Genomic DNA, 21444 nt, shown 5'->3' on the forward strand with positions numbered 1-21444 from the left:
CCCGTCAGCTCGGTGCTGCCCCGAGCTCTCTCGCCGGCACATGGGCGGTCTCGCGACTCACCAGCGCGGCGCCGGCGGCCACCAGTGAGCAGACAGCGCTGTATACCGCCACGGGCACCCAGCCCAGCTCACCGGTCCCGACGATCGCGGCTCCGATCACCGGCGCCAGCCCCACCATCACGAACCCGAACTGCGTGCCGATGGCCATGCCGGAGAATCGGTAGCGCGAATCGAACTGCTCCGGGTAGAAGGACGGGGCCACCCCGTTCGCCGCCGCGAACGCCAGTCCCATCAAGACGACGGTCGCCGCGACGATGAGCAACGGGCTCCCCGTCGTCACGACCAGGAAGTAGCCGAACACCAGCACCGCACACCCCAGCGTGCCGCCGACGAACACCGGCTTGCGACCCACCCGGTCCGAGAGCAGCGCGAACGCGGGCTGGGTGACGATCGACAGCGCGTAGGCGACCAGTACCGACCAGATCATCGTCTGCCGGTCGACGCCGCTCGCGGTGCCGAAGCTCAGCCCGAACACCGACACCACGCTGCTGACCGTGGCCATGATCGCGCAGCCGGCGACCCGCAGGACGTCGCGCCACTGCCGGCGGACCAACACGGCCACCGGATTGGGCACGATGGTCTCACCGAGCCGGTTCCGCTCGAACTCCGGAGTCTCCGGAGTGAACCGCCGGACCCACAGCGCGGTGGCGAAGACCAGCGCGCTGGCCCAGAACGGTACTCGCCAACCCCACGACAGGAGCTGCTCGTCCGGCAGCGCCGCAACCGGGAGGAAGGCGAGCATGGCCAGCACCTGCCCGCCGTTGGCGCCGCTGAGGGTCCAGCTCGCGAAGTAGCCGCGGCGGCCGTCCGGGGCGTGCTCGAGCGCCATCGACGCCCCGCCCGCCTGCTCCCCCGCCGCCGATATGCCCTGCAGAATCCGGCAGAACACCAACAGCAGCGGCGCCGCGATCCCGATGGTGTCGTACCCGGGCAGCAGCCCGATCGCCAGCGTCGAGAGGCCCATCAACGCCAGCGTGGCGACCAGGAGCCGCTTGCGCCCGAACCGGTCGCCAAGGTGCCCGAGCCAGATCGACGCCAGCGGCCGCACGAGGTACGCGACGGCGAAAGTGGACAGGGACAACAGCGTGCCCGCCGCCGCGCTCGTCTCTGGAAAGAACACCGGCCCGAAGACGAGAGCCGCGGCCGTCCCGTAGATGATGAAGTCGTAGTACTCGGCCGCCGTCCCCAGGAAGGCTGACAGCGCCGCCCTGACCGGCGTCTTCGGCGGGATGTCCGCGGTCGCCGCGACGGCACGCTCCGCCGGGTGGTCTTCCACGCTCACGCCACTCGCCTCCCTGCGACAACGACACGAACACACGGCCTTCGTGCGCGACAGAGCGAACGTCGCTAGCCGAACACCGGAGGACGCCACCGTATACAGAGACATACGAAGTCCACAACGCTTCGCATCTTCGCCCTGCCACCCAGGCAGTTCGCGTCGACCCATGTCATGCCCACCCGCGTCGTGTTCGACCGTCCAGGCCGAGTCCGACCGGGCCGAGGGCGCTCTCGACCTCCCTCCCTCTCGCGGAGGTGCCGACCTCGGTGACGGAAGGCGACGCGTGAACCCCTCAGGGCGCGGGAGACAGACGAGGGCGGCCGGGCGGCCGCGACGCGAGGGCCCGTCGAAGCGCAGCGAGTTCCGCGCGGTAGCCGGCGAGCGCCCGGGCGTCCTCGTCCTCGCGCACGACCCGCCGCGCGGTCGCGACGCCGGCGGGGTCGAGCGCCGCGATGCGCCCGGCATGGCAGAGTGCCGCGACATGCAGGTCCTGTGTGGTTTGGACCACCTCGGCGAGCGCTCCGAGCTCGAGGAGCCGATCGGCGTCGGGCTGTTCGCCGAGCAGGAGCATGCGCAGCGCCACGGGCCGGGGCACGAGCCGCTTCAGATGGCTGGCGGCGCCCGGGAAACCCAGCTGCAGCTCCGGCACCCCGATCCTGGCGGCGCGCACGGCGATCAGGACGTCGCAGTCCGCCGCGATCATGGCGCCGCCGCCGACGGCGGGACCGTTGAGCGCTCCGACCAGTGGTGTGTCGAGACCGGCCAGGGTCTCGAAGAAGGCCAGGGAGGCGGCGGTCAGCTCCTCGAGGAGGTCGGGCCGCCGGAGGTCGGCGAGATCGGTCCCGGCGGTGAACGCCCGCTCCCCCGCGCCGGTCAGGACGATCGCACGGACGTCGGGGGCGCCGTCGCTCTCGGCCAGCGTTCGGGTCAGGTCCCGGTAGGCGCGGAGGTCGAACGCGTTGACCGGTGGCCGGTCGAAGGTCACCACGAGGACCCCGTCGAGGTGCTCGAGGCGGTAGGCGCCTCCCGGCGACTCAGAGCTCATCGTCGGACGGCGTCGTCGCGTAGTCGTCGAGATCGGCGTGGCGTGTCATGTGCCAGTAGTCGACCACCCGCCAGGGCATGTTCGTCACGACGCGCCCCCGGGCGTTGCGGTAATAGGTGTCCATCCCGGGGTGGGTCCAGATCATCGCGGCGTGCGCGGTGTCGACGTCGTGGTTGTAGCGCTCGTAGGGCTCGGGCCGGCATTCGACGGACGCGAGGTTCTTCTCCCTCATGACAGTGAGCAGGTCGAGGATGTAGTGGACCTGGGCCTCGAGGATGAAGATCGTGCTGCCACCACCGGGGTTGGTGTTGGGCCCGTAGGTGAAGAACAGGTTCGGGAAGCGCGGCGCGGTGATCCCGAGATAGGCGCGTGCGTCGTCGTCGTCCCAGAAGTCCCGCAGGTTCGTTCCGTCACGTCCGACGATGTCCATCGGGTGCAGGAACCGCTGCTGCTGGAAGCCCGTCGACCAGATCAGGACGTCGGCATCGTGGATCGCGCCGTCCGCACCCCGGACACCCGTCGGGAGGACCTCGGTGACCGGCTCGGCCACCAGGGTGACGTTCTCGCGGCGCAGGGCGGCGAACCAGCCGTTGTCGAGCAGGATCCGTTTCCCGAACGGCGGATACGAAGGCAGGCACTTCCGGACGAGGTCGGGCCGCCCCTCGAGCTCGTCCCGCAGATAGGACGTGAAGAACCGGCGGTGACGGTCGTTGGCGGCGTTGAGCGATCGCTCGGGATGCGGCCATGCGGGGTCCTTCTGGTACGCCGCGTGGTTCTTGTCGTTGAAGCTCCACGCCAGCCGGAACCGGTACCAGGAGTGGTAATAGGGGACGTGGCTCATCAGCCAGTGCACGTCGTCGCCGACCGGCGCGAAGTAGTTGGCGTTGGGCGCGACCCACTGCGGTGACCGCTGGAACACGGTCACGTGAGCGACGCGGTCGGCCACCGCCGGCACGACCTGCATCGCGCTGGCCCCGGTGCCGATGACCGCGACGCGACGGCCGGTGAGGTCGAGAGCGTCGGGCCAGCGCGCGGTGTGGAACGAGGGACCCATGAACGTGCTCTTTCCCGGCACGTCCGGGACCTTCGGGCGGTTGTGCAGCCCGACCGCGGTGATCACCGCGTTGGTCGTCACGGTGTCGACGACGCCGTCGCCGTCGACGTAGGTCAGCGTCCATCGCCGGTGGGCCTCGTCGAACCGCGCCGAGGTCACCTCGCATCCGAAGCGGATCACCTCGCGCAGCCCGAAGTGAACGGCCATGTCGTGGACGTAGGACCAGACCTCGTCACGCTTACCGAAGTGCGTCGACCAGTTCCGCCGAAAGAAGGAGAACGAATACAGGTAACTGGGGGTGTCCACCCCCGCGCCCGGGTAGCGGTTCTCCAGCCAGGTCCCGCCGACGTCGTCGTTCTTCTCGAGGAGGACGACCGGGATGCCTGCGGCACGGAGCCGGGCGCCGGCGATCAGCCCGGCCATCCCGGCCCCGATGACGGCGACCGTGAACGGCGACCCGCCCGCCGCCTCGCCCGTGGGCCACGGCGCGGTCGGGGTCTCGTCACCAACGAAGCCCATCTCGACGAGCATCATGGTGGCGTACTCGGCCGGCACGGGCTCGCCCATGCAGGTGCTCATCATCTCCTGGAGCTGTTCGGCCGTCGGCGTCGGCAGCGCCGCCTCCCGGCCGCGGTGCCAGGCGAGGACCGCCTCGACCACGGCGTCGCGAACCTCCGACTGCACGGCGGGCGCGAGCCCCGCGTCGTCGTTGTCGTCGAGGCCCCGGGCGCGGGTCGGGCGGTACGGCTCCTCGAGCCAGCGCCGGTCCCCCGTCAGCTGGTGGAGGACCATCAGGAGCGCCGGGAGGTTTCCTCCGGCCACGGCGTCCGCGAGCCGGGCCCGGTCGAGACGGGGATCCGGAGCGGGATCTTCGAGCACGACGCCTCCCTGGCGGTGTCCGTCGACGCCGGTCACCGGCGGCACGCCCACGGTAGCCAGACCGACCGGTATGGACAACTGAAGCGGCGCTCTTGCTCGGTGTGTCGACCGGTGCTAGGACTTCTTAGGAGCAGTGTGGCACGGACCACGAAATCTCATACCGTCCGGTACGGCAGCGGACGAGTCGACGAGGAGGGTTGCGGATGAACCGGTCCACCGAGCTGGGATTGATCGAGGAGATCGGGGGGTTGCTGGCCGGGGGCACGACCGCGATGGCCCCCGGGGTCGCCCGCGTGCAGGCGTCGGACCTCGTGGGCCCCCGGACCGCCCTGGAGTCGGAGATCCTCTTCGGCCGCTACCCGCTGGTGGTCGGGCCGGCCGCGGCGGTCCCGGAGCCGGGCGACTTCGTCACCGACGACATCGCCGGGATGTCGCTGCTGGTGGTCCGCGGCGACGACGGTGTCGCCCGCGTGTTCCTCAACGCCTGCCGTCATCGCGGCAACCGGGTATGCGAGCAGGCCGCGGGGAACCGCCGGATCTTCTCCTGCCCGTACCACGCCTGGGCCTACGACCGCTCCGGGAACCTCCGGACGTTCGTCGACCGCGACGGGTTCTCGGGCCTGGAGCGTTCGGACTTCGGTCTGCGCGAGTTCCCGAGCGAGGAGCGCCACGGCCTGATCTGGTTCGTCCCGCGCCGCGACGCGGTCATCGACGTCGCGGACTACCTGGGCGGCGAGCTCGACGCCGAGCTCGCCGGGTTCACCTCCCACGCCGCGCACGTGTTCCGCGGCGAGACGAACCCGTTCCCGTTCAACTGGAAGTTCGGGGTCAACACCTTCCAGGAACTGTTCCACCTCGGGTTCCTGCACAAGGTGTCGCTGGGCAAGGCGTTCATCAGCAACGTCTCGGCGTTCCGTTCCTACGCGCCTCACCAGCGGCTCACGGTCGTGCGCAGCACCTTCCCCGAGATGCTCACCCGCCCGGAGGACGAGCGGTCCCTGTTCCCCCACTGCACGTTGGTCTACGTCCTCTTCCCGAACACGGTGTTCGTCTGGCAGCTCGATCACCTCGAGCTGTGGCGGTTCACGCCGCGTCCCGGCGACGACACCGCCTGCGACGCGGCGCTGTGGCTGCTCACCGACGCCGAGCCCACCACCGCCGGCGCGAAGCGGCACTGGCAGCGCAACTGGGACAAGACGCTCGAGACCGTGTACGGCGAGGACTTCGCCACCATGGCGAACATCCAGCGCAACCTGGCCGCCGGGGTCCTCGACGAGATCGTCTACGGCCGCAACGAGATCGGGCTGCAGGACTTCCACCACCAGATCACCGCGGCGACCGTCCGCGCGTCGACGCCCTCCCCCGTCATGCAGGAGACGATGTGACCGCACACGGACGGACCGCCCTGGTCACCGGCGGCGCGAGCGGGATCGGCCGGGCGACCGTCGAGCGCCTGCTCCGCGACGGCTGGAACGTGCTCGTCGCCGACCTCAACCAGGCCAACGGGGAGTCCCTGCTGCGCGAGCTCGACGACCACGCCGACCGACTGGAGCTCGTCCGCACCGACGTCGCCGAGGAGGAGCACGTCGAGGCCGCGGTGGCGCGGGCCGTCGCACGGTTCGGAGCGCTCGACGCCATGGTCAACAACGCCGGCGTCGGTGGCGCCTTCGGCCCGATCACCGAGCTCGAGGTGGAGGACTGGGACTACACCTTCGCGGTGATCGGCCGGGGTAGCTTCCTCGGGATCAAGCACGCCGCCCGGGCCATGAAGACGAACCCGGCGGGCGGGGCGATCGTCAACCTCGGCTCGCTCGCCGCGATCAGCGGCGGCGCCGGACCGCAGGCCTACTCCGCCGCGAAGGCCGCCGTCGTCGGCCTCACGCGGGCCGTGGCCGTCGAGCTGGCCCCGCACCGCATCCGGGTCAACAGCGTCTGCCCCGGCTTCATCAGAACACCGATCCTGGGACGCGGCGGGCAGCACATGGACCGGCTCCTCGGCGAAGTCCAGCCCTGGCCCGAGATCGGGGAGCCGACCGACGTCGCCTCGGTGATCGCGTTCCTGGCCGGGCCCGACTCCGGGTTCGTCACCGGCGAGTCGATCAACGTCGACGGTGGGGTCACCGCCGCCGGCCCGTGGGTCGGCGACACCATCGGCGGCGACCCCGCCGCGCGCGGGCTCGTCGGCGTCGCGCGCGGCTCGACCGGCCAGGAGTCCGTCGTCCGGCGACGCGGCACCACGGCGGACGCGCGATGACGGCCCGCGGGCGCCCGGGCGAGGCCCGGGAGCGGATCGTGACCTCCGCGGTGGAGCTCTTCGACAAGCAGGGCTACGAGGCGACCTCGGTCCAGCAGATCGTCGAGGCTACCGGGGTCACCAAGGGATCCTTCTACCACCACTTCGACAGCAAGGAAGACGTCCTGCTGGTCATTCACGACATCTTCATCGACCATCAGCTCGAGGTCCTGGACTCGATCAACACCGGGGACCGGCCCGTCCGCGAGAGCCTCGCCGAGCTGATCGAGGAGATCGTCGTCGGGGTCGAGACGTACCAGCCCCACCAGCGCATCTTCTACGAGCAGCACCGCTTCCTGACCGACGAGAGGTTCGAGTCGGTCAAGGCCAAGCGCAACGAGTTCGAGCGCCGGGTCGTCCGGATGATCGAGCGGGGCGTCGCGCGCGGCGAGTTCCGCGCCGTGCCCTCGGCGAAGGTGATGACGTTCGGGCTCATCGGCATGAGCGCCTGGACGTACCACTGGTACCACCCCGGCGCGATGACAGCCCGCGAGATCGGCCGGTTCTACGCCCGCGTCGTGCTGGACGGGATCGCCGATGACCCGAACTGACCCCGCCCCGACGGCCCATCGACCAGCTGTCGAGTTCTGGCTCGACGAGCTCGAGCACCGCGCCGACCATCCCGATCCCGTGCGCGTCGCCGCGTTGGTCCTGAGCTCACCCGACCGCGAGGCGACAGGCCATGACGACGACCGTGTCCATCGCCTGTGCGGGCTCGACCCGTGGCGCGCCCGGCCCCTTCTCGACGACGACCCCGACGGGGCGGTCCTCGTCGACATCCTGCTCACGCCGCTCGGGCGTCCCCCGCAGGACTACGCCGGCGTCGCGGCGCGCGACGTGCTCGAGCGGCTCCTGCACGGCGACTCCGTCTACGCGACTCCGGAGTGCCGTGTGCGCCTCGAAGGGCGCGCCCGCTACAACCTCGCGTTCGATCTCGCCCGACTTGACGTTTCCAGCGATTCCCCAGCGATGACACGGAGGTCGACGCGACCATGGACGGACTGACGCTGGCCTCGGTGGTTCGCCGGGCCGCCACCAACCACCCTCGCCGCACGGCGATCATCTACGAGGGACGGCGCTGGACCTACGCGGAGTACGACGACCGGGTCAACCAGGCCGCGAACCTGATGCTCGGGCTCGGCGTCGGGTTCGGCGAGCACGTCGCCGTCCTGGGCCGGAACTCCGTCGAGTACCTCGAGCTCTGCCACGGGGCGGGCCGGATCGGTGCTGTGTTCGGCACCATCAACTGGCGCCTGGCGCCCAAGGAGATCTCGTTCATCGTCACCGACGGCGACGCGAAGGTGCTGTTCGTCGAAGCCGGTTACCAGGACGTCGTCACGGCCGTCCGCGACGAGCTCGCGGGCATCACCCTCGTCGTCTACGACGGGCCCGCCACCATCCCCGACGCGCTGGACTACGAGGAGCTGCGCAGGGGCGCGTCCACCGAGGATCCCGGTATCGAGGTCGGCAGTGACGACGAAGCCCTGATCATGTACACGTCCGGCACGACCGGACTCCCCAAGGGCGCCGTCCTCACCCACGGCGCCATCTGCTGGGACGCGGTCTGCTACCTGACGTACGCTCCGCCCCAGCACGGCGACTGCACCCTGCTCAGCATGCCGACCAACCACGTCAGCGGCCTGCACATGATCGTCAACGCCTACTTCGTCCGCGCCTTGCCGATCGTGGTCATGCGCCAGTGGGAACCAGGCGAGGCCTGCCGCCTCATCGAGACCCACCGGGTCACCCAGGCCTGCATACTGGTCGCCCCGATGCAGCAGCTGCTCGACTACCGGCAGCTGTCGCAGCACGACCTCAGCTCGCTGCGCTCCGTGCTGACCGCCGCAGCCAAGTACACCCGGGAGTTCCCCGCAACGGTGATGAACCGGCTGTCGCTACAGCACCTGTGGTTCGCGTACGGGCTGACCGAGGCCGCACCGATGGTCAGCGTCACCGAGTACGTCGGCGAGATGGCCGACCGCGAGAACACTCTCGGGCGTCCCGCGTGGTACCTGGACGTGCGGATCGTCGACGACGAGGACAACCCGGTACCGGCCGGCGAGGTCGGCGAGATCGTGATCCAGGGCCCCAACGTCTTCCGCGGGTACTACAAGCGCGACGACGTCAACGCCGACGTGCTCCGGAACGGCTGGCTGCACACCGGGGACCTCGCCTACCGCGACGAGGAGGGCTATCTGTTCTTCGTCGACCGCAAGAAGGACATGATCAAGTCCGGCGGCGAGAACATCTACTCCCTCGAGGTCGAGCTCGCCCTGCTCGCCGCGAACCCGGAGCTCGCCGAGGTCGCCGTGCTCGGCGTGCCCGACCCGACCTGGGGCGAGGCCGTGCACGCCTTCGTCACCTTCCGCAGCGGGCAGAAGGCCGAGACCAGCGACATCATCGCCCGCACCCGCCACCACCTGGCCGGCTACAAGCTCCCCAAGGCCGTCCACGTGTGCGAGGAGCTCCCCAAGAACGTATCCGGGAAGGTCCTCAAGCGCGTCCTCCGGGACGAGGTGCCCGGCATCTCCGAGGAGGCTCTGGGCTGACCGATCCCCGATCACCCGCTTCATCAACCCGTCCGGCTCGCACATCGTGCCGAGGACCCAGGGTCCCGCGCTGGGCAAACCGTGTCGGCTCGGCCCCATCGGCAGCAGCCAGGACGGGCGTTCTCGTCCCCCGGGCCAGGGGCGCAGCTCTACCGTTCGGGCACGGAGACCCCGACACTGCTGGTCATGGCCGTGACCACACACGACTGGACCCTCGTCGACGAGGGCTGGGGGCGCCGGGCGGCCGACTTCGCGACGCTCTGCGAGCCCAGCAACTGCCGCGAGTACGTCGCGATGCACCACCACCTCGGCGTCGACGCCGGTGACCGGCTCCTCGACATCGCCTGCGGCTCGGGTCTCGCGCTCGAGCTCGCTGCGCTGCGCGGCGCGACGTGCGCCGGCATCGACGCCTCCGCCCGGCTCGTCGCCGTCGCCCGCGACCGCAATCCCGACGCCGACGTCCGGATCGGCGACATGCACGCCCTGCCCTGGGCCGACGGCAGCCAGGACGTCGTCACCAGCTTCCGCGGCATCTGGGGCACCACGCCCGAGGCGCTCGCCGAGGTCCACCGCGTGCTCGCACCCGGCGGGCGCGTCGGGCTGACGGTGTGGGGCCACCTGAAGATCTCGCCCGGGGCGTGGATGCTCGCGCCCTTCCGCCTGGCCGACGAACCCGCCGTCGCCAACCAGGCGGCCATGGTGGCGCTGGGGCGACCGGGCGCCGGCGAGGAGCTGCTCGCCTCCCACGGGTTCGCCGACGTCCGCCGCGTCGACGTTCGCTTCTCCTGGGAGGCCCCCGACCCCCAGGGCTACGCGCGGGCGCTCGCCTCCACCGGTCCCGCCTACGAGGCGATCCGCGCGGTCGGCGAGCAGGCGTTCCACGACGCCGCCGTGACCGTCGCCGAGCAGCACGTCCGCGACGGGCTGCCGCTGCGCGCCGAGCTCCCCGTGGTCGGCTACCTCGCCCGCAGGCCCGCCTGAGTCACGCGAACTCCCTCTCGCTCACCGACTCGTGCCACGGGATGACCAGACGCTTCGCCACGTTGACCGCGAAGAACAGCACGGAACCGACCGCGGCGAGCAGCACGATGACGGCGAACAACGCCGGCGCGTCGAGGGCGTTGAGGCTCGAGACGACGAGGAAGCCGAGGCCCTCGTTGCCGCCGAGGTACTCCCCCACGATCGCGCCGATCACCGAGAAGACGATCGCGCGGCGCGTGCTGGGGCGAGTCGAAGTCCCAGTGCGGGTAGTCCGACGCGAACAGGATGCGGTCGTCCATGTCGAGGTGGCGCAGCGCGAGCTCGAGGTGGGTCGGGTCCTCGGGCTCCTCGATCGGCTGCGTGGTGAACCAGACGTGCTCGCGCACGATCTCCGACGGTGGCCGGCGCAGGTGCGGAACGTCCTCGCGCAGCCTCGCCCACGCCTGGTCGAGCGCCCAGAGCAGCGGCCCGGCCCAGGCGATGCCGCCCTCGACGAGCACGAGCTGCAGCGAGGGGAACTCCGGGGCCCGGCTCCCTGGTCGGCTCCCTGGCCGTCTCCCTGGCCGTCTCCCTGGCCCCGACCGAGACCCCGTAGGTGCGGACCGGCGGCTCCCCCGGCCCCAGGAACGACTGCCCGGTGGCGAGGTCGTACTCCCAGCCGTGCCACGGGCACGCGACGAGGGCGTCGTCGCCGTCCACCCGATAGTCGCCGGGCGTGCTCGAGCTGACCCGCGGCACGGTGCGCCCGAGGCAGAGCGGCCCACCCTGGTGGGGGCAGTGGTTGTTCACGGCGTAGAAGCGGTCACCGACCCGGAACACGCCGATCGAGCGCCGGCCCGCCTCGACGATGCGACGCTCCCCCGGGGGGAACTCGTCGAGCCGTGACACCGCGATCCGCACGAAGCCGATCGTAGAAATGGCGTCGGCAGGCGGAGAAACAGCGATCGGGAATGCCGGGCATCAATTCCGCTGATGCTCGGGCGCGTCCTGGGTCCGGGCCGAACCCTCCCTCAGGCCGAACACCGCGACGAGCGTCAGCAGCGAGAGCGCCGCGACGTAGAGCGCGATCGGGGTGGACGAGCCGGTGGCGCCGAACAGCGCGGTGGCCACGATGGGGGTGACGGCGCCGCCGACCATCCCGCCGATCTGGTAGGCGATGGAGATCCCGCTGTAGCGCACGCGCACCGGGAAGATCTCGCTGAACAGCCCGCCCTGGGCGCCGGCCATGATGCCCTGGACGACGGCGGCGACCGCGAAAGCGAGCCCCGCGAGGGCGGCCGAGCCCGTGTTGACCAGCGCGAACATCGGCAGCGGCCAGATCACGGCGGTGAGCGCCCCGATCACGTACACCGGCCGCGAGCCGTAGCGATCGCTCAGCACGGCCGCCGCGACGATCGTCGCGACCCAGACGACGGTCGGCAGCATGATCAGCGTGAGCAGGGTGGTGCGCTCGTAGTCGAGCGCCGTCGTGCCGTAGCTCAGCATGTAGACGATCACGGTGTAGCCGATCGCCGGCGGCGCGATCGAGGCGAGGCTCGCGAGCACGAGGGTCTTCGGGTGCCGGCGGACGAGCTCGGCGACGGGCACCGTGCTCGTCTCGCGCCTGGCCTTGACCGCCTCGAACTCCGGCGCGTCCTGCAGGCGGCTGCGCACGACGAAGCCGACCACGACGAGGACGACCGACAGCAGGAACGGGATCCGCCAGCCCCAGGAGCGGAACGCCTCGTCGGGCAGGCCGGCCACGGCGAGGAAGGCGAGGTTGGAGGTCAGCACGCCGATGGGCACGCCGAACTGCGCGAAGCTGCCGTAGACCGCGCGGCGCCTGCTCGTGGCGTGCTCGGTGGCGATGAGCACGGCGCCGCCCCACTCCCCACCGACACCGAAGCCCTGCAGGAGGCGCAGCAGCACGAGCAGCAGCGGGGCGCCGATCCCGATCGCGGCGTAGGTCGGCAGCAGGCCGATGAGGGCCGTCGCCACGCCGGTGAGCAGCAGCGTGAGCACGAGCATGGCCTTGCGACCGAGACGGTCGCCGAAGTGGCCGATCACCGCCGCGCCCAGCGGGCGGGCGATGAAGCCGACCGCGAAGGTGCCGAACGCGGCGAGCGTGCCCGCCACCGAGGAGAACTGGGGGAAGAACAGGCTCCCGAACACCAGCGCCGCGGCGGTGCCGAAGATGTAGTAGTCGTACCACTCGATCGACGTGCCGACGAAGCTCGCGGTGAAGATGCTCCGACGCGAGGGACCGGCCATGGGGTGCGAGGGAAGCGCACCTCCGAGCCGAGGACAAGCGGCAGGCGTCAGGTCTTCCGGAACTCGGAAAGGACCGCGTCGGTGTGCTCGCCGACGTCGGGGATCGCACCCATCCGCAGGGGGCGTGCGGGCAGGCCGATCGGCGGGACGAGCGCGGGCACCTCGCCGGCCGGCGAGCCGACGGTGCGCCAGCGGTCGCGGGCGAGGTGCTGCGGGTGGGTGAGCACGCCGTCGTCGCCGACGAGGTCGCGGCGGCGGGCGTGCGCGATGCCGGCACCGACGAGGCGGGCGACGACCTGCTCACCGTCCAGCCCGCCGAGCACCGCGTCGACCGTCGCGTGCAGGTCGTCGCGGTGCTCGAGGCGCGCGGATCCGGTGGCGAAGCGCTCGTCGGTCGCGATCGCCTCGTCGCCGAGGACCTCGGCGCAGAAGCGCGCCCACTCGCGCTCGTTCTGGATCGCGAGCACGACCTCGGTGCCGTCGCCCGCGGTGAACGTGCCGTAGGGCGCGATGGCGGGGTGGGACGTGCCCGCGCGCTGCGGGGCGCGCCCGGCCCCGGCGGCGTACGTGAGCGGAAAGCCCATCCACTCGCTCAGCGCGTCGAAGAGGCTGACCTCGAGCGCGCTCCCCTCGCCCGTGCGCTCCCGCTCGTAGAGCGCGGCGAGGATCCCGGAGAACGCGTACATCCCGGCGCCGATGTCGGCCGCGGGGATGCCCGCCTTCGCGGGGTGCTCCGGCGTCCCCGTCATCGTCACCAGGCCCGCCTCGGCCTGGATCAGCAGGTCGTAGGCCTTGGCGTCGCGGTACGGGCCGGCGGACCCGTAGCCCGAGATGCTGCAGTGGACGAGCCGCGGGTGGTCGCGGCGCAGCTCCTCGGCGCCGAGCCCGAGGCGCTCGGCCGCGCCGGGTGCGAAGTTCTGCACGAAGACGTCGGCGCGGGCGAGGATGCGCCGCAGGTCGGCGATCGCGTCCGGGTCCTTGAGGTCGAGCGTCACGCTCTCCTTGCCGCGGTTGAGCCAGACGAAGTGGCTCGAGAGACCGTCGACGACCGTGTCGTAGTCGCGCGCGAAGTCGCCCCGGCCCGGGCGCTCGATCTTGATGACGCGGGCGCCGAGGTCGGCGAGATGGCGCGTCGCGAGCGGGGCCGCCACGGCCTGCTCGCAGGCCACCACGAGGACGCCGTCGAGCGGGAGAGGCCGCGGGTCGGGCATGCGCTGATCGTGCCCTCCCCGTCACATCCTCGCGCGGTGCCCCTGTGGCGCGCTGCGCCTCGTCACCGGCGGCAGGCCGTTCGCCCCCGCAGACCCGCTCGTACGTCGACGACGTCGTCGTCCTCGCCCCACCGCGCTGACACACTCCGGAGCATGCGCAGCAACCTGTTCGCCCCGGAGAACCAGGAGCAGGAGTCCACGCAGCCGGGCCTGCGCCTGCAGAACTCGAAGATGCTCAAGATCGAGCTCGACGGCGAGTGCCTGGCCCGCCAGGGATCGATGGTCGCCTTCCAGGGCGACGTGCGGTTCGAGGCCCGAGGCTCGGGCGGCATCGGCCAGTTCATCAAGCAGCAGCTCACCGGCGAGGGCGTGCCGCTGATGAAGGTCGCGGGCCGGGGTGACGTCTTCCTCGCCGACGCGGCCTCGGACGTGCACCTCATCGACCTCGAGGGCCCGCAGGACGCGCTGTCGATCAACGGCAAGAACGTCCTCGCCTTCGAGCCGACGCTGTCCTACGACATCCAGATGGTGAACGGCGCGGCCTCGATGTCGGGCGCGGGCCTGTTCAACTGCGTCTTCTCGGGACGCGGCCGGCTGGCGATCACCTGCCGGGGCACGCCGGTCGTCCTCACCGTCGACCAGCCCACCTACGCCGACCCCCAGGCCGCGGTCGCCTGGTCGGCGGGCCTCCAGACCGGGGTGCACCGCGCCGACAGGCTCGGCCTCGGCACGCTCATCGGCCGCACCACCGGCGAGGCGTTCACGATGGGCTTCTCCGGCCACGGCTTCGTCATCGTCCAGCCGTCCGAGGAGGTGCCGCTGAACAGCGGTGTGGGCGGCGTCGGGGGCCAGGGCGGCGGCGGCCAGGCCGGCCAGAACGGCGTCGGCGGCGTGCTGGGTAGCTTCCTGCGGTGACCGCCCGGCGCCGCGCCGGGCCTCCCGGGAGCGAGGGACTCCTTTGCTGCGTGGGACGCAGCCAGGGCGTCCCTCGCACCTCGGCGGGGCGCCGGGAGCTCTCGAGCGAGGGCGTCCCTGGCTGCGTGGGGCGCAGTCAGGGCGTCCCTCGCTCCGCGACCTCAGCCGCCGAGGAGGCGGCGCACACGCTCCGGGCCGGCCGCGAGGAGCAGCGTGGGCAGGCGCGGGCCGGTGTCGGCGCCGACCAGCAGCTGGTAGACGACGACGAAGAAGCGGCGCTGGGCGGCCTTGAGCTCGTCGGTCGGCTTGACGTCGAGCGGCAGGCCGGCCTGCTTCTTGGGCACGCCGTAGACCAGGGACGTCAGGCCCTCGAGGGACCAGTCGTCGGTGAGGTGGTCGCGCAGCATCGCCACGGCCTCGCGGTCCTGCTCCTCGAGCGACGCCAGCAGCGCGGTGTCGGGCTCGTCGCGCAGGCGGGTGTGGGCGTCGTCGGGCAGGTAGTTCTCGACCCACCGGGTGGCGCGGTCGAGGCGCGGGCGGGCGCCGTCGAGCGTGGCGCCGAGCCCGGCGAGGATGCGCTCGAGCTGGGCCGGGTCGCCCGCGGTGACGTCGACGACCGACGCGAGCGTCCGGTACGCGACCGGCTCCGGGGTCCGGGGCAGCTCGCGCTCGGCGGTGGTGGCCGCGCGGACGTGGCCGGTGGTCTCGATACCGCCCGCCGTGCCCGCGGCGACCTTGTGCTCGAGGGCGTCCCACTCGTCGTAGAGGCGGTGGATCTCCTGGTCGAAGGCGACCTTGATGGCCTGGTTCGGCCGCCGGCGCGCGAACTGCCAGCGCAGCACCGGCACCTCGAGGATCTCCAGGGCGTCACCGGGCGTCGGGACCGAGCCGCGCGAGCTCGACATCTTCGCCTGGCCGCTGATCCCGACGAACGCGTACATCGGCCCGATCGGCTGCTCGCCGCCGAAGACCTCGTCCACGATCAGCCCGCCGACCTGGAACGACGATCCGGGCGAGGAGTGGTCGACGCCGGAGGGCTCGAAGTGCACGCCCTCGTAGGCCCAGCGCATCGGCCAGTCGACCTTCCACACGAGCTTGCCGCGGGTGAACTCGCGCAGCAGCACCGTCTCGCTGGCCCCGCACGCGCACGTGTAGGTCATCTCGGTGGTGTCGTCGTCGTACGCGGTGATCGTCGTGTCGTCGCGCCCGCAGTCGCCGCAGTAGGGCTTGAAGGGGAAGTACTCGGCGCCGGTGACGACGTCGTCACCGTCGTCGGAGTCGTCGCCCGCTGCGTCCTTCTTCCTGGTGCGGAAGCGGCCGAGGATGGCGTCGATCCGCGCGCGCTCGCGCATGGCGAGCAGCACCTGATCGCGGTAGGCGCCGGCGGTGTACATCTCGGTCTGGCTGATCCCGCGATACGGGACGCCGAGCTCCTCGAGCGCGGCGATCATCGGCGCCTCGAAGTGGTCGGCCCAGTTGTCGTAGGGACTGCCGAACGGGGCCGGCACGGCCGAGAGCGGCTTGCCGACGTGCTCCTGCCACGCCGGGTCGACGCCCGCGGGCACGCGGCGGAAGCGGTCGTAGTCGTCCCACGAGATCAGGTGCTCGCAGTCGTGCCCGCGGCGGCGGATCTCGTCGGCGACGAGGTGCGGGGTCATGACCTCGCGCAGGTTGCCGAGGTGGATCGGGCCGGACGGGGACAGTCCCGAGGCGCACACGATCTTTCCGCCGGGGTTGCGTCGTGCGGCGGCCTCGATCACCTCGTCGGCCATCTTCGACACCCAGTCCGGCTCCGGTGTCCCGGCCGTCTCCACCACCTGCACGTGCCCCTTCTCGAACGGATCGATCCGGCCCAGGATACGAGCCGCTAGCGCGCCTGGACCGGGTTGGTGAGCGTGCCGACGCCCTCGATGGTGACGCTGACCTGCTGGCCCGCGCTCATCGGCCCGACGCCCGCCGGGGTGCCGGTGAGGATCACGTCGCCGGGCAGCAGCGTCATCACCCGCGAGATGTAGGCGATGAGCTCGTCGATCGGGTGCAGCAGCAGGTGCGTGCGGGAGTCCTGGCGGACCTCACCGTCGAGCTCGGTGCGGATCGCGAGGTCGCTCGGGTCGACCGACGTCTCGATCCACGGTCCGAGCGGGCAGAACGAGTCGTAGCCCTTGGCGCGCGTCCACTGACCGTCGGCCTGCTGCAGGTCGCGGGCGGTGACGTCGTTGGCGACCGTGTAGCCGAGCACGACGTCCCGGGCGCGGGCCTCGGGGACGTCACGGCACGGCATCCCGATCACGATGGCGAGCTCGCCCTCGAAGTCGACGCGCTGGGAGTCCGGCGGGAGCTGGATCGGCAGGCCGGGCCCGATGACGCTGGTCGAGGGCTTCATGAAGATCAGCGGAGCGGGCGGGGCCTCGCCGCCCATCTCGTCGACATGCGCGGCGTAGTTCTTGCCGATGCACACGACCTTGGTGGGCAGGATCGGGGCGAGCACCCGCACGTCGGCGAGCGGCCAGGTCCGTCCCGTGAAGGTCGGATCACCGAAGGGGTGCTCGGCGATCTCGGCGCAGACGTCTCCGCCTTCGGGGTCACCGCCGGCCGTGGTCGGCGACTGCAGCGCGGCGAACGAGACTCCGTCGGCGTGGGCGATCCGGGCGAGGCGCACGGCCGCCGACCCTATCCCTCGGGATCAGGCCGGGGTGCGGGTGCCGGCGGCCGAGGAGACCAGGGCCGCGAGGCGATCGCCGACGGCGTGGGTGCCGCCCGGATTGGCGTGGTCGCGGGTGGCGAGGTCGAAGGCCACGGCCGCCTCGACGCGGCGGGCGAGCTCGGGTTCACCCAGGTGGTCGAGCAGCAGGGCCACCGACAGGATCGCCGCGGTCGGGTCGGCGATGCCCTTGCCGGCGATGTCCGGCGCGGAACCGTGCACCGGCTCGAACATGCTGGGGTTGGCCCGCGAGACGTCGAGGTTGCCCGAGGCCGCGAGCCCGATGCCGCCGGTGACCGCCGCCGCCAGGTCGGTGAGGATGTCGCCGAACAGGTTGTCGGTGACGATCACGTCGTACCGCGACGGGTCGGTGATCAGGTGGATCGTCGTCGCGTCGACGTGCTGGTAGTCCACCGAGACGTCCGGGTGCTCGAGGGAGACCTCCTCGACCACGCGCGACCACAGCGACCCGGCGTGGGTCAGCACGTTGGTCTTGTGCACCAGCGTCAGCTTGCGACGGGGGCGCGCCGCGGCGCGGGCGAACGCGTCGCGCACGACCCGCTCGACGCCGAACGCCGTGTTGACGCTGACCTCGGTCGCGATCTCCTGCGGGGTGTCCTTGCGCAGCAGGCCACCGGTGCCCGCGTACGGCCCCTCGGTGCCCTCGCGGACGACGACCAGGTCGATCTCGGCGTTGCCGGCCAGCGGTCCGCGCACCCCCGGGTAGAGCCGGGCGGGGCGCAGGTTGACGTGGTGGTCGAGCTCGAAGCGCAGGCGCAGCAGCAGCCCGCGCTCGAGGATGCCGCTGGGCACCGACGGGTCGCCGACCGCGCCGAGCAGGATCGCGTCGTGCTCGCGCAGCTCCGAGAGCACCGATTCGGGCAGCAGCTCACCCGTCGAGTGCCACCGCGCGGCGCCGAGGTCGTACTGGGTGGTCTCCACCGACGGGGCGACCTCGTCCAGCACCTTGAGCGCCTCGCCGACGACCTCGGGACCGATGCCGTCGCCGGGCACCACCGCGAGTCGCATCCCTACCAACCTCCACGAGCGGGTCGCCCCGCGACGGGGTGACCGGGGCCGACCCGGGGAGACTACTAGGCGTATCGGGCGATCACGGAACCGGATCGCCGGATCGTAGGAACGCGACGTCCGACGGGGTTGCTGCGCCCGGCGGGGTTTGACATCGGGGACGGCCGCCCCGCCGGAGCCAGAATATCAGCAGCTCGGCCGAACGATGATCAGCAGCTCGGCCGAACCCCCGTCCGCCGAACCCCCGTCCGGCGAGGACGCACGGGCGCGGAGCGACCGCGGGTCCTCGCTTCGGACGGTTCAGCCGAAGCTGATGAGCCGCGTCGTCCGCGCGCCGAGTGCCTTGCCGATCGGCTCGAGCACCTCGGTGGCCACGGGCTGGTCGACACGCAGCAGCATGATCGACGACGACTTGTCGCGCTGCTGCGAGAGCTGGGCGGCCTCGATGTTGACGCTCGACTCGCCGAGCATCGTGCCGACGGTGCCCATGGCGCCGGGGCGGTCGGAGTACTCGAAGAGCAGCACGTGGCCCTCGGCGCGCAGGTCGAAGCTGCGGCCGTTGATCTCGACGAGCTTCTCGACCTCGTCCTCACCGGTCAGCGTGCCGGACACCGTGACCGCATCGGCACCGTCGCGCACCGCGCGCAGGGTGACGAGGCTGCGGTGGTTCGGGCTCTCGGTCACCGTCTCGACGGTGGCGGTGACCCCGCGCTCCTCGGCCAGCGCCGGGGCGTTGACGAAGGTGACCGGCTCGTCGACGACCTCGCCGAACACCCCGCGCAGCGCCGCCAGCGAGAGCACCGAGACGTCCTCGTGGGACAGCTCGCCGCGCACCTGCACCTGCAGCTCGCTCGGCGCCCCGACCAGGTCGGAGAGCAGGATGCCCAGCTTCTGGGTGATGCCCAGCCAGGGACGGACCTCCTCGCCGACCGCGCCACCGGAGACGTTCACGGCGTCCGGGACGAAGTCGCCGCGCAGGCCGGCGAGCACGGAGTGGGCGACGTCGGTGCCGGCGCGGTCCTGCGCCTCGGCGGTCGACGCGCCCAGGTGCGGCGTGACCGTCACCTGCGGCAGCTCGAACAACGGGCTCGAGGTGGTGGGCTCGGTGACGTAGACGTCGATGCCGGCGCCGGCGACGTGCCCGGAGCGCACGGCCTCCGCGAGCGCCTCCTCGTCGACCAGGCCGCCGCGCGCGGCGTTGACGATGATGACACCGGGCTTGGTCTTCGCCAGCGCCTCCTTGCCGATGAGGCCCTGGGTCTCCGGGGTCTTCGGCAGATGGATCGTCATCATGTCGGCGCGCGCGAGCAGCTCGTCGAGGTCGACCAGTTCGATGCCGATCTGCGTGGCGCGGCTCTGCGGCAGGTACGGGTCGTACGCGATGACGTGCGTGCCGAACGACGCGATCCGCGCCGCGAACAGCTGGCCGATCTTGCCGAGGCCGATGACGCCGACGGTCTTGCCCTGGATCTCGACACCGGAGAGCTTGCTGCGCTCCCACCGGCCGTCGCGCAGGCTCGCGTCGGCCTGCGGGATGTGGCGCGCGGTGGCCAGCAGCAGCGCGAGCGCGTGCTCGGCTGCGGAGACGATGTTCGAGGTCGGCGCGTTGACGACCATGACGCCGTGGGCGGTGGCGGCAGGGACCTCGACGTTGTCCAGCCCGACACCCGCGCGGCCCACGACCTTGAGCTGCTTGGCGGCGCCGAAGACCTCGGCGTCGACCTGCGTCGCGGAGCGCACGAGCAGTGCGTCCGCGCCTGCGACGGCCTCGAGCAGCGCCGCCCGGTCGGTGCCGTCGACGGTGCGGATCTCGACCTCGTCGCCGAAGACCTCGACTGCCGATGGTGCGAGCTTCTCGGCCATCAGGACGACGGGCTTGCTGGCGGCGGTGGTCACGTGTGATCGCTCCCGGGGGGTCGACGGTCGGTCGGTCTCGATGCCGCCGACGCCCCTGCACCTGCTGATGTCAAACACGCCGACGTGCTCGCAGGACACTGTCCCGCACTGACGCGGAGCCTACCGACCGGTCGTGAACCGATTCACATGGCCGCGCCCCCGGGCGAACGGGGACTTCGCGCGCATAGAAGCGGCGAGATACCCGTTCGCCCCGGGATCGGGCGAACTACGTGGTCGGGCGCGCCATCCACGGCATGAGGCCGCGGAGCTTGGCCCCGACCTGCTCGATCTGGTGGGCCTTGCCCTCCTCCTCGAGCTTGGTGAAGTTGGGGCGGCCGTTGTCGTCCTCGGCGACCCACTCGCGGGCGAAGGTGCCGTCCTGGATCTCGGACAGCACGCGGCCCATCTCCTCCTTGACCGCGGAGTTGATGATGCGCGGGCCGCGGGTGAGGTCGCCGTACTCGGCGGTGTCCGAGCAGCTCCAGCGCTGGCCGTAGATGCCCTTCTCGTACATGAGGTCCACGATCAGCTTGAGCTCGTGGAGGCACTCGAAGTAGGCGATCTCGGGCTGGTAGCCGGCCTCGACGAGGGTCTCGAACCCGGCCTGGACCAGCGCCGACGTGCCGCCGCAGAGCACGGCCTGCTCGCCGAAGAGGTCGGTCTCGGTCTCCTCGGTGAAGGTCGTCTTGATGACGCCGGCCCGCGCGCCGCCGATGGCCGCGGCGTAGGACAGCGCGAGCGCCTGGGCGCCGCCGGACGCGTCCTGCTCGACGGCGATGAGGCACGGCACGCCCTTGCCGTCGACGAACTGGCGGCGGACCAGGTGGCCCGGGCCCTTCGGCGCGACCATGGCCACGTCGACGTCCGAGGGCGGCGCGATCAGGTCGTAGCGGATGTTGAAGCCGTGGCCGAAGAACAGCGCGTTGCCCGACTGCAGGTTCGGCGCGATGTCCTCGGCGTAGATCGTGCGCTGCTTGGTGTCCGGCGCCAGGATCATGATCACGTCGGCCTCGGCGGACGCCTCGGCCGGCGTGACGACGCGCAGGCCCTCCTCCTGGGCGTCGGCGCGGCTCTTCGACGTCTCCGGCAGGCCGACCCGCACGTCGACGCCCGAGTCGCGCAGCGACAGCGCGTGGGCGTGGCCCTGGCTGCCGTAGCCGATGACGGCGACCTTGCGCCCCTGGATGATCGAGAGGTCGGCGTCGCTGTCGTAGAAGACCTCCGCCGATCCTGTGGACACAGCGCCGGTGGTCTGGGCACTCATGAGCGGGACTACTTCCTTCCGGATACGGCTGGCAGATA

General features: G+C 71.5%; 18 protein-coding genes and 2 pseudogenes. 7 read left to right on the plus strand and 13 right to left on the minus strand.

Annotation, left to right across the window (positions count from 1 at the left end; all coding sequences use genetic code 11):
- Positions 1-4: 4 nt before the first annotated feature.
- The 3 genes from AC2A1K_RS01200 to AC2A1K_RS01210 all read right to left on the minus strand — a co-directional run bounded on the left by AC2A1K_RS01200 (position 5) and on the right by AC2A1K_RS01210 (position 4317).
- Positions 5-1342 (minus strand): MFS transporter, encoded by a 1338-nt coding sequence (locus AC2A1K_RS01200; protein WP_483894477.1) that lies wholly within the window; start codon positions 1340-1342, stop codon positions 5-7.
- 289 nt (positions 1343-1631) lie between these two features.
- The gene (locus AC2A1K_RS01205) at positions 1632-2384 is read right to left on the minus strand and encodes an enoyl-CoA hydratase/isomerase family protein (protein WP_483894478.1); all 753 of its coding nucleotides are present in this window, start codon (positions 2382-2384) and stop codon (positions 1632-1634) included.
- On the minus strand, positions 2374-4317 hold the full coding sequence (locus AC2A1K_RS01210) for a flavin-containing monooxygenase (protein ID WP_483894479.1): 1944 nt from the start codon (positions 4315-4317) through the stop codon (positions 2374-2376). The genes AC2A1K_RS01205 and AC2A1K_RS01210 overlap by 11 nt, the downstream gene beginning before the upstream one ends.
- 203 nt (positions 4318-4520) lie before the next feature.
- Here AC2A1K_RS01210 and AC2A1K_RS01215 point away from each other — a divergent pair, with 203 nt between their 5' ends.
- The 6 genes from AC2A1K_RS01215 to AC2A1K_RS01240 all read left to right on the plus strand — a co-directional run bounded on the left by AC2A1K_RS01215 (position 4521) and on the right by AC2A1K_RS01240 (position 10140).
- On the plus strand, positions 4521-5702 hold the full coding sequence (locus AC2A1K_RS01215; protein ID WP_483894480.1) for an aromatic ring-hydroxylating oxygenase subunit alpha: 1182 nt from the start codon (positions 4521-4523) through the stop codon (positions 5700-5702).
- Positions 5699-6571 carry an SDR family NAD(P)-dependent oxidoreductase gene (locus AC2A1K_RS01220; protein ID WP_483894481.1) on the plus strand — a complete coding sequence of 291 codons (873 nt, stop codon included), beginning with the start codon at positions 5699-5701 and terminating at the stop codon, positions 6569-6571. The genes AC2A1K_RS01215 and AC2A1K_RS01220 overlap by 4 nt, the downstream gene beginning before the upstream one ends.
- Positions 6568-7161 carry a TetR/AcrR family transcriptional regulator gene (locus AC2A1K_RS01225; RefSeq protein ID WP_483894482.1) on the plus strand — a complete coding sequence of 198 codons (594 nt, stop codon included), beginning with the start codon at positions 6568-6570 and terminating at the stop codon, positions 7159-7161. Before AC2A1K_RS01220 ends, AC2A1K_RS01225 begins: the two co-directional genes overlap by 4 nt.
- Entirely contained in the window at positions 7148-7615 is a 468-nt protein-coding gene (locus tag AC2A1K_RS01230) for a hypothetical protein (protein ID WP_483894483.1), read from the plus strand. The genes AC2A1K_RS01225 and AC2A1K_RS01230 overlap by 14 nt, the downstream gene beginning before the upstream one ends.
- Entirely contained in the window at positions 7603-9159 is a 1557-nt protein-coding gene (locus AC2A1K_RS01235) for a long-chain-fatty-acid--CoA ligase (protein WP_483894484.1), read from the plus strand. Before AC2A1K_RS01230 ends, AC2A1K_RS01235 begins: the two co-directional genes overlap by 13 nt.
- A gap of 186 nt (positions 9160-9345) precedes the next feature.
- Entirely contained in the window at positions 9346-10140 is a 795-nt protein-coding gene (locus tag AC2A1K_RS01240) for a class I SAM-dependent methyltransferase (protein ID WP_483894485.1), read from the plus strand.
- 1 nt (position 10141) lies between these two features.
- Here AC2A1K_RS01240 and AC2A1K_RS01245 read toward each other — a convergent pair whose 3' ends face one another.
- The 5 genes and pseudogenes from AC2A1K_RS01245 to AC2A1K_RS01265 form a co-directional block, all read right to left on the minus strand.
- Positions 10142-10354, minus strand: coding sequence for a hypothetical protein (locus tag AC2A1K_RS01245; RefSeq protein WP_483894486.1), 213 nt, complete (start codon positions 10352-10354; stop codon positions 10142-10144).
- An 82-nt stretch (positions 10355-10436) separates the two neighbouring features.
- Positions 10437-10640 (minus strand): annotated as a pseudogene (locus tag AC2A1K_RS01250) (amidohydrolase family protein); the annotation flags it as partial.
- Positions 10641-10731: 91 nt separating this feature from the next.
- Positions 10732-11040, minus strand: a pseudogene (locus AC2A1K_RS01255) (Rieske (2Fe-2S) protein); the annotation flags it as partial.
- 60 nt (positions 11041-11100) lie between these two features.
- A complete protein-coding gene (locus AC2A1K_RS01260) occupies positions 11101-12390 on the minus strand; it encodes an MFS transporter (RefSeq protein ID WP_483894487.1) in 1290 nt (429 codons plus the stop codon).
- Between the two features lie 47 nt (positions 12391-12437).
- Positions 12438-13601, minus strand: coding sequence for a CaiB/BaiF CoA transferase family protein (locus AC2A1K_RS01265; protein ID WP_483894488.1), 1164 nt, complete (start codon positions 13599-13601; stop codon positions 12438-12440).
- 153 nt (positions 13602-13754) lie between these two features.
- Between AC2A1K_RS01265 and AC2A1K_RS01270 the strand changes: the two genes are divergently transcribed.
- The gene (locus tag AC2A1K_RS01270; protein ID WP_483894489.1) at positions 13755-14516 is read left to right on the plus strand and encodes an AIM24 family protein; all 762 of its coding nucleotides are present in this window, start codon (positions 13755-13757) and stop codon (positions 14514-14516) included.
- 161 nt (positions 14517-14677) lie between these two features.
- Here AC2A1K_RS01270 and lysS read toward each other — a convergent pair whose 3' ends face one another.
- The 5 genes from lysS to ilvC all read right to left on the minus strand — a co-directional run bounded on the left by lysS (position 14678) and on the right by ilvC (position 21406).
- Complete coding sequence (gene lysS, locus AC2A1K_RS01275) at positions 14678-16339, minus strand: lysine--tRNA ligase (protein ID WP_483894490.1); 1662 nt, start codon at positions 16337-16339, stop codon at positions 14678-14680.
- Between the two features lie 44 nt (positions 16340-16383).
- The gene (locus AC2A1K_RS01280) at positions 16384-17175 is read right to left on the minus strand and encodes a fumarylacetoacetate hydrolase family protein (protein ID WP_483894491.1); all 792 of its coding nucleotides are present in this window, start codon (positions 17173-17175) and stop codon (positions 16384-16386) included.
- A gap of 24 nt (positions 17176-17199) precedes the next feature.
- Positions 17200-18246 carry a 3-isopropylmalate dehydrogenase gene (locus tag AC2A1K_RS01285; protein WP_483894492.1) on the minus strand — a complete coding sequence of 349 codons (1047 nt, stop codon included), beginning with the start codon at positions 18244-18246 and terminating at the stop codon, positions 17200-17202.
- Positions 18247-18546: 300 nt separating this feature from the next.
- Positions 18547-20109, minus strand: coding sequence for a phosphoglycerate dehydrogenase (serA, locus tag AC2A1K_RS01290; RefSeq protein ID WP_483894686.1), 1563 nt, complete (start codon positions 20107-20109; stop codon positions 18547-18549).
- Between the two features lie 259 nt (positions 20110-20368).
- Positions 20369-21406 carry a ketol-acid reductoisomerase gene (gene ilvC, locus AC2A1K_RS01295; protein WP_483894493.1) on the minus strand — a complete coding sequence of 346 codons (1038 nt, stop codon included), beginning with the start codon at positions 21404-21406 and terminating at the stop codon, positions 20369-20371.
- Positions 21407-21444 lie beyond the last annotated feature (38 nt).

The sequence above is a fragment of the Actinomycetospora sp. 2LY8.5 genome (assembly GCF_057180585.1).

Bases quoted from the DNA above. Each gene is read 5' to 3' on its own strand.
- AC2A1K_RS01205 (WP_483894478.1), bottom strand. From the start codon at position 2,384: ATGAGCTCTGAGTCGCCGGGAGGCGCCTACCGCCTCGAGCACCTCGAC.
- AC2A1K_RS01215 (WP_483894480.1), top strand. From the start codon at position 4,521: ATGAACCGGTCCACCGAGCTGGGATTGATCGAGGAGATCGGGGGGTTG.
- AC2A1K_RS01225 (WP_483894482.1), top strand. From the start codon at position 6,568: ATGACGGCCCGCGGGCGCCCGGGCGAGGCCCGGGAGCGGATCGTGACC.
- AC2A1K_RS01230 (WP_483894483.1), top strand. From the start codon at position 7,148: ATGACCCGAACTGACCCCGCCCCGACGGCCCATCGACCAGCTGTCGAG.
- AC2A1K_RS01235 (WP_483894484.1), top strand. From the start codon at position 7,603: ATGGACGGACTGACGCTGGCCTCGGTGGTTCGCCGGGCCGCCACCAAC.
- AC2A1K_RS01240 (WP_483894485.1), top strand. From the start codon at position 9,346: ATGGCCGTGACCACACACGACTGGACCCTCGTCGACGAGGGCTGGGGG.
- AC2A1K_RS01260 (WP_483894487.1), bottom strand. From the start codon at position 12,390: ATGGCCGGTCCCTCGCGTCGGAGCATCTTCACCGCGAGCTTCGTCGGC.
- AC2A1K_RS01265 (WP_483894488.1), bottom strand. From the start codon at position 13,601: ATGCCCGACCCGCGGCCTCTCCCGCTCGACGGCGTCCTCGTGGTGGCC.
- AC2A1K_RS01270 (WP_483894489.1), top strand. From the start codon at position 13,755: ATGCGCAGCAACCTGTTCGCCCCGGAGAACCAGGAGCAGGAGTCCACG.
- AC2A1K_RS01285 (WP_483894492.1), bottom strand. From the start codon at position 18,246: ATGCGACTCGCGGTGGTGCCCGGCGACGGCATCGGTCCCGAGGTCGTC.
- serA (WP_483894686.1), bottom strand. From the start codon at position 20,109: ATGGCCGAGAAGCTCGCACCATCGGCAGTCGAGGTCTTCGGCGACGAG.
- ilvC (WP_483894493.1), bottom strand. From the start codon at position 21,406: ATGAGTGCCCAGACCACCGGCGCTGTGTCCACAGGATCGGCGGAGGTC.